Source organism: Candidatus Desulfatibia sp. (assembly GCF_036446775.1).
Classification (GTDB): Bacteria; Desulfobacterota; Desulfobacteria; order Desulfobacterales; family UBA11574; genus Desulfatibia_A.
In genome coordinates, this window is the sequence record NZ_JAZFTO010000064.1 from 1 (window position 1) to 10,292 (window position 10,292).

A 10,292-nucleotide genomic window follows, 5' to 3' on the forward strand; every position below is an offset into this window, starting at 1 on the left:
TCCCGCAAAGAAGGAAAAGAAAGAAAAAAAGAAAGCGCCACCTCCTGCTTCGGATGAGCAAGAGTAGGAATCGGCTGTTCATCCGAATTTTTATTGATCCCTGTCAATTGATCGTAACATCCGGCTATTATTGTTCAATAATAAACGGGGTCACATCTTGATTTGTGATTAATATCATCACTAAACCATCTGCGCTATCAATATAACCTCTTGAAATAATATAATATATAAACCATAATCACTAATCAAGATGTGACCCCGTTCTTATCAGGCGCCTGTATTCAGCGGTCAATGGTTTCCCAGGTACTGACTATAGTTCAGGGAACCAGTAGGGTAGCAACTGAGCACTAAAATTCATCCTCACGGGGCCTTTGGGGGTATCGGATACCAACATTCCTTCATTGATCATTTGAGAAAGCAATTTTCGGGCAGTTCTTTCTTTCAGTCCCGTAATTCGGGTAACCTGCCCGCGGGCAAAATTTCCGAAGGTAAATGCTTCTTTGATCAGATACAAGGCTTCGGGTCTAATCGGTTCAGCACCGGGTATCAATCGATTGGACCGCAATCGGATGTATTGCTCGATGCGCGCAAGCAGATTAGAAAGATCGAGCAGGTTGTCCATGAACTGAATTTGATCCAAACAGGTGTCTAAAAAAAACCGGCAAAACCGGTTAAGGCCTTTTTCGGAAAGATGGCCGCGGCCGTCCAAATCCCCTTGGCGCTTGGCATCTGCGGTGGCCAAGGCAGCCATATATTCCTGCTTGAATCGGGCAAAACCCCGGTTAATCGACCAGAGACCGTAGCCGCTAATCTCAGACACTTTCATGCATGCGCCGGTAAACAGCCGGGCCACCCTGCCGTTGCCGTCAGGAAAAGGATGAATCCACAGCAGCCGATGATGCGCAGCAGCAATGGCCGGTAGTTTTTCGGTTCGACCAAATCGCTCAAGGTCATACCGGCGGTCAAATTCGGCCATGAACATTTCAATGGCGTCCGGGTCCGGTGGTACCAGGTTACCGACCTCGACATGGTGAGGCCGGAACCTACCCGGCACAACAGTCACATGCTCTTTGCCGTCTGAATCGGAAAGCATCTTGAACCGGTCGGGCAGCTGTCCGTAAAAGCGACGATGAATAGAGCAAATAAAGTCCGGTGCGGTCGGGCGAACTGGTTCAGATGCGATTTGGAGGTCAAGGTCACGTTCCAGTTCCAGATGCACCCTGGCTTCAATCTGAAGATCGCGCTTGGCCGGATCTCGATCATAATTTTCGGCCAGGGCCCGTTCAATATCAATCGGATGGGTTTTATGATCTTCAATCAGGTTAGAATAGTATGTATTGGTGATACGCAGCAAATCAGTCAGGCCCTGCATGGTGATGGGGTTAAGCTTGCCCACCAGGGCCGCTGACCGTTCAAGAATCTCTAGAGAACGGTTCAACATATCCGTTTCTTTGCGGGGCATAAACGGGGTTATGTGATAGGTTTTGTTGTGCATTTGCAATATTGGCATTTTGCCGATCATTATTGCCGATCTTATATCATATATTTATAATTATATCAATATATAAATATTCAGCATGGGCTAATTTGATTAATATATTGCCGATCATCAAGGGCAAATCGCTGCCGCTGTCCCATGCTACGGACAACTTGCCTATCCTTTTCCATCAACATACTCTTATCGGCCTGGCAATGTTCGCTTTTACGCGAACCCTAAGCAAGCATGAAAAAAGGGGCATCTTTGCAGATGCCCCTTTTGGTGTTAAATTTTTAAAATCGTTTACGATACTCCCGAGACTTCTTCTTTTATTCCAACAGCGATTTTGAACAAGGCCGTCAGAACCAGCAAGCCGGTGGCCCATACCCCGATGGAAATTGCAAGTTCAGGAATGGTAGGAACATATTCAGTCACATGCTGAAGGGGATTGGGGACAAAGCCGCCCGAGATCATTCCCAGGCCCTTGTCGATCCAGGTGCCCACAAAGACGACGATGCAGGCGGCAATCAGAGTGGTCTCATTCTTGCGGGTAACCGGATTGACCAGTAAAATAATCCCCACTACCATAAGTATCATAGAGGACCACATCCAGGGTACCAGGGCACTATACCCGTGCAGACCTGAAAAGAGGTACTTGTAATGATCCATATGTTCGGGAATCCTGCTGTAGAACACCACAAAAACCTCACACAAAAAGAAGAACACATTGATGCAAATGGCGTAGGCCACGATCTTGGCCAGCGATTGGATTTGTTCCCTGCCCGGATCAAATTTGGTAAACTTTCTGACAATAAAGCACAGCAGGATCAAAAAGGCCGGACCGGAGGCAAACGCTGACGAGAGAAAGCGCGGTGCCAGAATGGCGGTCAGCCAGAAACTCCTGCCCGGCAGACCGCTGTAAAGAAAGGCTGTAATGGTATGGATACTGACGGCTAAAGGAATTGAAAGATAAATAAGCGGTTTTAGCCAGGGAGCCGGGGCAACATTGTTGCGCTCGGCTTCAAGCACGTTCCAGCCGATAATAATGTTTAAAAAAAGGTATCCGTTTAAAACGATCATGTCCCAGAAAAGAATCGAACTGGGGGTCGGATACAAAAGGACGTTGAAGACCCGCGTGGGCTGACCAAGATCCACAAAGATAAACAAAAGACACATGATTACCGCAGCGACCGCCAGAAATTCTCCCAGGATCGTAATCCTGCCGAATGCTTTATAATCGTGCAGGTAGTAGGGCAGAACCACCATCACCGCTGATGCTGCCACACCGACAAGGAATGTGAACTGGGCAATGTAAAACCCCCACGATACATCCCTGCTCAGGCCCGTAATACCCAGGCCGAATTGAAACTGCCGCAGATAAAAGACAAACCCTACGCCGATAACGGCCAGCAGGGCCGCTATCCATCCATAATATTGTTTGCTTCCTTTGAGCGCCTTTTCAAGCATAACCACCTCATACAATATAAAAAACTGATGGCCCCGCACCCAGGGCCGGTTTACGACGAATTGCAAAATTGGAACTTAACAGTTCTCTGACTTTTGATTTTGAATCTTCAAGGTCACCGAAGGTCAGTGCACCCTTGGATAGCTCCACACATGCGGGTACTTTTCCTACGGCCAATCTTTCAGCACAGAAGTTGCACTTTTCAACAACCCCTTTCGTGCGGGTGGGGAATTTTAAGTTGGTCTCCCTGATAAAGGGACGCGGATCCCTGAAATTGAAGCTTCTGGATCCGTAGGGGCAGGCCGCCATACAGTAGCGGCAACCGATGCAGCGATGAAAGTCCATCATTACAATACCGTCTTCGCGCTTAAAGGTTGCCTTTGTCGGACAAACCCGGACGCATGCAGGTTTTTCGCAATGATTACAAAGTGTTAGAAAGGGCAACTGCTTGACCCTGTCATTGAGGAACGCATGGGTCTGCGTGTAAAAGATATGTTTGAATTCTTCCGTCCAGATCCACTTGATCTCATGTCGCTTATTTTCTAATTCGGGAACATTATGGATCTTGTGGCAGACCTCAATCATCGGTTCCAGGTCTTCTTCAGACTCAAATTTGCGGGTGTCGATGACCAGGGCCCATCGTTTGGCTTTCAGGGCATCTTCACCTTGCATGACCATAGGTTTGTTCTGCTTACCACCGGATACGGCCAAAGCATCCAGCGCAGGCTTGGCTCCCAGGCCCAACGCTGAAATTCCAGCTAGTTTCAAGAAGGTTCTTCTGCTGCTTTCCATCACAGGGCCTCCTTTGGATCAACGTGGCAATCCCAGCAGTAAGGGGTTACCCCAACATAATTGTGGCACTTGTCACAAAATTCGGCCTTTTCGGAGTGGCAATCCAGGCAGGTATTGGAAAGACTCATTTCAAATTTCTTTCCGCTGCTGTTTACATAAACTCTCTGGGCATTGCGTACAACCGTATCTCTCCATTGACTAAGAAGCTGCATATGATTCGCAGTCATGTATGCTTTGGACTCGACGCACTCTTTGGCAGCTTTGGCTTTGTCACTCAGTTTTAGTACGGGTGCCGGAGCGGCCTTGCCAAGGTTGTACCAGAAAGGAAAGGACAGCAGGACCACAAAAATCGCTAGGCCGGCAAAAACTTTCCCCTGGTCATACATCTTCTTCTTCGGCATCCTCCTCCTCCATTCCCGGCAACTCCTCGCTGCGCAGGTTCATCGTTCTCTTTTGCTCTCCGGGCAGGATCATGGCATTGGCCACCAGCTCGGTCATGCCGGTAACTTCCACATCGGGGACCCAGTATTCCATGAGTGTCGTTAAGGCCGCCCGGTCGATGGCACACACGCAGCCCAGCATATTCACGCCGTGTTTTTCGTGCACATATTTGACCGCATTGGCTCTGGGCAGGCCTCCCTGCATCCTAAGATCCATGTTTTCGCCGGCATTCAGACCGGAGCCGCTGCCGCAGCAGAATGTCTGTTCCCGAATGGTATTTGCCGGCATCTCGTAATAATTGTTGCAGACGTTTTTGATTACATAGCGCGGCTCTTCAAACAGACCCATGCCGCGGGCAGTGTTGCAGGAATCGTGAAAGGTAACCGTTAAATGGTCATTGCGACTGGGGTCCAGCTCAAGTTTATCGTGTTTGATAAGGTCGGCGATGAACTCGGCAATATGCACCATCTTGGTTGCTTTGGCGTTTTCGAAGACAGTACCGGTTACAGGGGAAACCGGTACTTCCAGAAAGTCGGGCGGACCGTTCATAGTGTCCATGTACTGGTGAACGATGCGCCACATGTGACCGCATTCGCCGCCCAGGATCCATTTAACGCCCAGTCTTTTGGCTTCGGCGTACATTTTGGAGTTGAGCCTTTTCATGGTCTCGTGGGAGGTAAAAAATCCAAAGTTACCGCCCTCGGACGCATACGTGCTCCAGGTGATATCTAAACCGTATTGCTCCTTCAGGTAGTGAAAGAGCATCATGTATCCCATGCAGGTAAAGGTTCCGGGATCGGCAAACACATCACCTGAAGGAGTGATAAAAAGGATGTCGGCGCCTTTTTTCATGAAGCTGGGCTCTACCTTGATACCGGTGATTTCTTCGATTTCATCGGTGAAAAAGTCGATCATATCCATGTAGGCGTGGGGCTGAATGCCAAGATGATTCCCGGTGCGGTAGCAATTGGCTACCGGCGTGGCGATCCAGTCAATATTGAGGCCGATAAGATTCAGCAACTCCCGGCCCATGATGGTAATTTCGGCCGTGTCGATACCATAAGGGCAGAAGACCGAGCAGCGCCGGCATTCGGTGCACTGAAAAAGATAGTACCACCATTCTTTCAACACATCTACGGTCAGTTCCCGGGCGCCGACCATTTTTTTAAAGTTCTTGCTGATAGATCCGATAATCTTGCCGGCAGCCGTAAAATCGTTGCGGTACACCGAACGTAAAAGTTCGGCCCGCAGCACCGGCATGTTCTTGGGATCACCGGTTCCGATAAAGAAATGGCATTTGTCGGCACAGGCCCCGCAGCGCACACAGATGTCCATAAAGACTTTAACGGAGCGAAAACGGTCCAGCCGCTCCCTGAAACCTTGGGTGATGATTTCCTTCCAGTTTTCAGGCAGGTTCCAGTCTTCCTCGGCCGGATTCCACTGCCGGGCGTGGGGAAGACCGAGGTATTCAACGCTGGCAGGTTTTGCAGCGTAGCAATAGGTACCTTTTTTGATGTCGACAGGGGTATCCATCCAGCCCGCTTCCGGAGGTTTGGGCGCTATGCTGGACAACAGTTCTTCCGGGGTTAGATCCTCTGACATTCTTTACTCCTTTTCCTCTGGCTCCTCGGGCGCTTGGGCTTCTAACATTTTATCTACCGGCAGACCAACCTCTACCATTTTTTCCCTGAATTCATCTTCATAATGTTCGTAGGTATGGACCTTCACAGGAAAGTTCCACGGGTTGATGTGCCTCTTAGCACGGCTGTCGGTAGTCAGATTTCTCGTGGGGCTCATAAAAATTCCACCCAGATGCATGAGCTTGCTGAAGGGGAAATAGGCCAGCAGCACGCTGACCAAAAACAGATGGACATAGAAAATGCCGCCGATACCATTGGGAATGTGCGGTCTTAGCGTGACCAATCCCATGGTGAACTCTTTTACGTTCACAATTTCCACTTTGGTAAAATAGCGCATCAGGATGCCGGTAAAGGCGATGCCCATAATCAGAAAGAGGGGGAAATAGTCCGAAGCCAGGGAAATATAGCGCACATGTGGTGTAAATATTCTTCTTAAAAACAAAAAAGTTGCGGCAGCCAGAAGAACGACGCCGGAAAGCAACAGCCCCGGCAGACCGATTTGCAGAAATCCGTCCAATTTCTCCAAAACCCGGAGCCCTACGGGGACCGGTTCCATAAAAAACCGCAGGTGCCTGACTATCACGGTAAAAAACGCCCAGTGAAATGCCAGGGAGCCGGCCCACAGCCATATCTCCCACCGGTAGGCAAGCTTATCTCCCTCTCTAATCTCACACTTGGTATTGCGGAATAGTGATCGGAAAAGAACGATTTCCAGAATCATGCGCACAATAACACCGCCGGTGGTAGTGGGATTTTCAATCCAGGCTGACTCGATCCAGGGAAGAGATTTCTGTTGGCCGCAGGTTGTGGGAATCCGAAAGGGTACCGGCGAACGCGACCAGTCTATGACGCGATAGATAAAGCCTACAACGAAAGTGACACCGGCCAGAAACGGAATGATAAGCCCGAAAAGAGCCTCACCCCCACCTAATTGAGAGCCCCCGTAGGCGAACAGAGCAAGTACGATAACCGCTATGAGGGAATACAAGTAACTGATATTCATTCTACTATTACCTCACTTCTAGGGCCTCATGCAACATTTTCAAATCCGCCCAAAATCTTTTCATACAGCCGGAATGTGCTGCTGAATTTGCGCAAATTTAGTAGTTGTTGGGAGCCTCCTTTGTAATATTTATAGGTTTAAGAACCGGCTCGACCTCCGGCGTTTCACTCACCAAACCCGCTCTCTCAAAGGCCTTGAGTGTTCTGTTTCGCATCTCATGGGCTTTGAGTTCGTAAATTTTTTCTCTGCATTGCATGTAAAGGTTAAAAGCAATCAGACTTAGTTCATCAATCTTGGTTTCAAAAACAAGCAGCTCATCGGCAATCTGTTCTTGGGTAATCTTATTGTGTAAATTTTCTCGAATGGCGTTTTTTAAGAAAAAAATAAAACCAATGGCTCGTGCCGGGGAGAAACTTTGAACAGCCCTGATCCTGATGATCGGATCAAGGAAGGTTGTTATGGTTTCATAATCCATATCACCTAGGAGTTCGTCGAACAGCGCCTCCAAACCCCTTGATATGGTTCGGCCCACAGGGTTGGCAAAAGGATCTTTCTGATTTTTTAGAAATTTGCCGGTATCGGAAGGATAGGTCTCAATCACCAAGGTAAACCACTTCTTGATAATAGCGGCTTTTCGTCGCGCCAATATGCTATTCAGCCTCATGCTTTTAGAGCGCTCCTGAATTTTTCAATTTCTGCTTAGGTTGCGACAACTAAATCCATTTTAAAAACAATAGCTAATAGCCAAAACCGCTTTGGTATCTCGCCGGGCAAGCTACGTTTAAGGGGAAATATATAAACAACTTACAAATTCATGTCAAGGATTAATGAAAAAGATTTGAAGCTACCGGCAGTCCTCAGTCGAACGGGGAGTCTTGGAGCGTAAGGGATTTGTCCTTTTGTCATCCAGTATCCAGTGTCAAGCATCCAGTATCTGCTTCAACTATGAATAAAGGAGCCATACGAAAACTTGACACAAAAGTTAAAAAATTAACATATCAAACATATAATTGTATCATTTCAATGAATTCAGCCCCAATTCAGTAGTTTTGGCCAAAAGGGTGTTACGATGAATGCCAAGTTTCTCGGCCGCTTTTTTTCGATTCCAGCTCACACTCTCCAGTGTTTCCGCGATGTACCCCTTTTCAAAGACACCCACGGCTTCTTTTAGCGTCATATCCTTAATTTCAGTTTTATTCACATTATTAGGGGAAATATCTTCAAGGCGAATGACAGAATCCATGGTAATGGTACACAAACGTTCCACCAGGTTTTGAAGTTCTCTTACATTTCCAGGCCAATGATAGTCTATTAATACTTTCATGGCCTTCTCGGAGATTATTTTGGGAGGCTTCCCGCTATTTTGGGCATTCAACTTTATAAAGTGATTCAGCAATAATGGAATATCGCCTTTTCTTGCTCTTAAAGGCGGCAGCTTGATGGGGAAAACATTGAGGCGATAAAAAAGATCTTCGCGAAATTTGTCTTGAGATATCATAATGTTGATATCTTTATTGGAGGCCGCTACAAATCTGATATCCGCCTTGATTATCTTGTTGCTTCCCAGCCTTTCAAATTCCTTCTCCTGGATAATTCTTAGCAATTTAGCCTGCATATTGATATCCAAAGAATCGATATCATCCAGAAAAACGGTACCAGTATCGGCAATTTCAAGTTTGCCGATACTGGTACTGTTGGCCCCGGTAAATGCGCCCCTGTTATAGCCGAAGATTTCACTCTCCATCAGCGTTGCCGGGATGGCGGCACAATTGATCACCACGAACGGATTGTTTTTCCGCGGCCCCCGGTTATGCATGGCTCTTGCGACCAGTTCTTTGCCGGTGCCGCTCTCCCCTTGTATAAGGACCGTACCGTCGCTTTGCGAGATCGTTGATATCAGATCGAAAATTTTGCGCATCTTTTTATCTTGACCGACCATCGCTTCAAAAGGGTGATATTTTTCGAGTGCATTTCTAAGATAAGCAACCTCCTTTTTTAAACTCCGTTTTTCCAATGCTCGTTTGATCAAAGTCAAAACGTCATCCACCACAAAAGGCTTTATGATGTATTCATAAGCGCCCAGCTTAATCGCCTTCACTGCTGCCTGGACGTCGTTAACAGCGGTTACCATGATAATTTCCACGTTCGGATCGGTTTCCATGAGATTCGCCAAGAGGTCAAGACCGTTGCTGTCCGGCAAAAGGATGTCTAATAAAACCAAATTTACTGAATTTTTAATAAAAATTTTAGTCATTTCCTCCCCTGTGCCTGCCAGCAGGACATTGTATTCATCTTTTAACACCATGTTAAATGACTGGCGAACACCATGTTCATCATCAACAACCAGAATCGTACTCCTGTCATCTCTGTTCATAATATGCTCTTTCTGTTTGCAAGTTGCCGTATTATCTGATAATGCAAAGCCCCAGGGTCGCCAAGTACAGAACCGCTACTGTACTGTAATAGAGCAACTCTAGCCCGGATTTTTCCTGAGAAATGCGGGCTATGCTCTGGTTTAAACAGCCCCTAAAGCTGTAATATATAATATATGTTTAGCTCGCAATCTACATGCCATCATTTTCGTTTAGATACGGTTAGAGGTTTAGATTTCGATTTAAATTACAGGTCCTGGCGGTATTGCTTAGAAAATATTCAGGTTATTACATCCCTGAAATTCATTAAAAATCATATCAACATAAAATTTCAGGTCCGTCAATCAATGCGCCAATAAAAAAGATGCACAGAAAATTGTGCACGATGCACATTTTTTTGTGCATCTTTTAATGCCGCTACAAACTGAAGTGTACGGCCGGCGAATTCGATAATATAATACGATCTGCCGCTGTAAAATTTTAAAGTAGCTGGAGACCCATTAAAATAAGGACTCATGTCAACAATGCCGTCAACGTTTTAAGCAAACGATATAAGTTGCAACTTCTCAACAAAATTATCAGATCCTGGCATGTTTCTTGAGTATAGTCAGATAAGAACAGTTATTTTGAACTGCAGCAGCGAGCGCATTCCCTGTCCCGCCGGGGCGGGACTGCAGGGAGCTTCAAATCTATGGAGCAAACATATTCAAATTTACGGAAGAATGGTATTAGTGGAAAAAATATCCGGCACTCGCCAGGTTTGCACCTGCCGGCATGAAGGCTGAGGTGCTGTCTGCGGCGAGTGGCTTTACCGCCCTTTGAGCGACAATTAGTGGCCATCCACGAATCCAAAATGAACACGATGGGTGTCCAATTCAGAAATGAGCAATTTTTGTCCTGATCAAGGCCGCATCCGCCGTCGCCCTTAGAAAAGGGCTATGGCGGGACAAACAAGGGTTTACGGTCCCCGCAAAGCGGGACAGGAAGGCGTACGCCTGTACGCCGCAGCCGGAAACCCGCGGCCTCCGGCTCCGCTTCCAGCCCGTAGGGCTTACAGGCCGGAGGGTAGAGCCCTACGCCTCGGAGAGAGAACGCCGAGCAG

The 10,292-nt window shown here is 47.3% G+C and carries 8 protein-coding genes; all 8 read right to left on the reverse strand.

The features are described from left to right. Positions 1-310 precede the first annotated feature (310 nt). Positions 311-1,510, reverse strand: a complete 1,200-nt coding sequence (locus V3S16_RS02860) for a Fic family protein (RefSeq protein WP_413883167.1) — start codon at positions 1,508-1,510, stop codon at positions 311-313. Between the two features lie 270 nt (positions 1,511-1,780). Then, complete coding sequence (gene dsrP, locus V3S16_RS02865) at positions 1,781-2,944, reverse strand: sulfate reduction electron transfer complex DsrMKJOP subunit DsrP (protein WP_413883168.1); 1,164 nt, start codon at positions 2,942-2,944, stop codon at positions 1,781-1,783. Positions 2,945-2,951: 7 nt separating this feature from the next. Then, on the reverse strand, positions 2,952-3,734 hold the full coding sequence (gene dsrO, locus V3S16_RS02870) for a sulfate reduction electron transfer complex DsrMKJOP subunit DsrO (protein WP_413883169.1): 783 nt from the start codon (positions 3,732-3,734) through the stop codon (positions 2,952-2,954). Then, complete coding sequence (dsrJ, locus tag V3S16_RS02875; RefSeq protein ID WP_413883170.1) at positions 3,734-4,135, reverse strand: sulfate reduction electron transfer complex DsrMKJOP subunit DsrJ; 402 nt, start codon at positions 4,133-4,135, stop codon at positions 3,734-3,736. The genes dsrO and dsrJ overlap by 1 nt, the downstream gene beginning before the upstream one ends. Then, entirely contained in the window at positions 4,113-5,777 is a 1,665-nt protein-coding gene (gene dsrK, locus V3S16_RS02880) for a sulfate reduction electron transfer complex DsrMKJOP subunit DsrK (RefSeq protein ID WP_413883171.1), read from the reverse strand. The genes dsrJ and dsrK overlap by 23 nt, the downstream gene beginning before the upstream one ends. A gap of 3 nt (positions 5,778-5,780) precedes the next feature. Then, the gene (gene dsrM / locus V3S16_RS02885) at positions 5,781-6,818 is read right to left on the reverse strand and encodes a sulfate reduction electron transfer complex DsrMKJOP subunit DsrM (protein ID WP_413883172.1); all 1,038 of its coding nucleotides are present in this window, start codon (positions 6,816-6,818) and stop codon (positions 5,781-5,783) included. Between the two features lie 97 nt (positions 6,819-6,915). Next, a complete protein-coding gene (locus tag V3S16_RS02890) occupies positions 6,916-7,482 on the reverse strand; it encodes an RsbRD N-terminal domain-containing protein (RefSeq protein ID WP_413883173.1) in 567 nt (188 codons plus the stop codon). 351 nt (positions 7,483-7,833) lie between these two features. Further along, positions 7,834-9,192 carry a sigma-54-dependent transcriptional regulator gene (locus tag V3S16_RS02895; protein ID WP_413883174.1) on the reverse strand — a complete coding sequence of 453 codons (1,359 nt, stop codon included), beginning with the start codon at positions 9,190-9,192 and terminating at the stop codon, positions 7,834-7,836. Positions 9,193-10,292: the final 1,100 nt, after the last annotated feature.

Bases quoted from the DNA above. Each gene is read 5' to 3' on its own strand.
- dsrK (WP_413883171.1), bottom strand. From the start codon at position 5,777: ATGTCAGAGGATCTAACCCCGGAAGAACTGTTGTCCAGCATAGCGCCC.
- dsrM (WP_413883172.1), bottom strand. From the start codon at position 6,818: ATGAATATCAGTTACTTGTATTCCCTCATAGCGGTTATCGTACTTGCT.
- dsrP (WP_413883168.1), bottom strand. From the start codon at position 2,944: ATGCTTGAAAAGGCGCTCAAAGGAAGCAAACAATATTATGGATGGATA.
- dsrO (WP_413883169.1), bottom strand. From the start codon at position 3,734: ATGGAAAGCAGCAGAAGAACCTTCTTGAAACTAGCTGGAATTTCAGCG.
- V3S16_RS02890 (WP_413883173.1), bottom strand. From the start codon at position 7,482: ATGAGGCTGAATAGCATATTGGCGCGACGAAAAGCCGCTATTATCAAG.
- dsrJ (WP_413883170.1), bottom strand. From the start codon at position 4,135: ATGCCGAAGAAGAAGATGTATGACCAGGGGAAAGTTTTTGCCGGCCTA.
- V3S16_RS02860 (WP_413883167.1), bottom strand. From the start codon at position 1,510: ATGCCAATATTGCAAATGCACAACAAAACCTATCACATAACCCCGTTT.
- V3S16_RS02895 (WP_413883174.1), bottom strand. From the start codon at position 9,192: ATGAACAGAGATGACAGGAGTACGATTCTGGTTGTTGATGATGAACAT.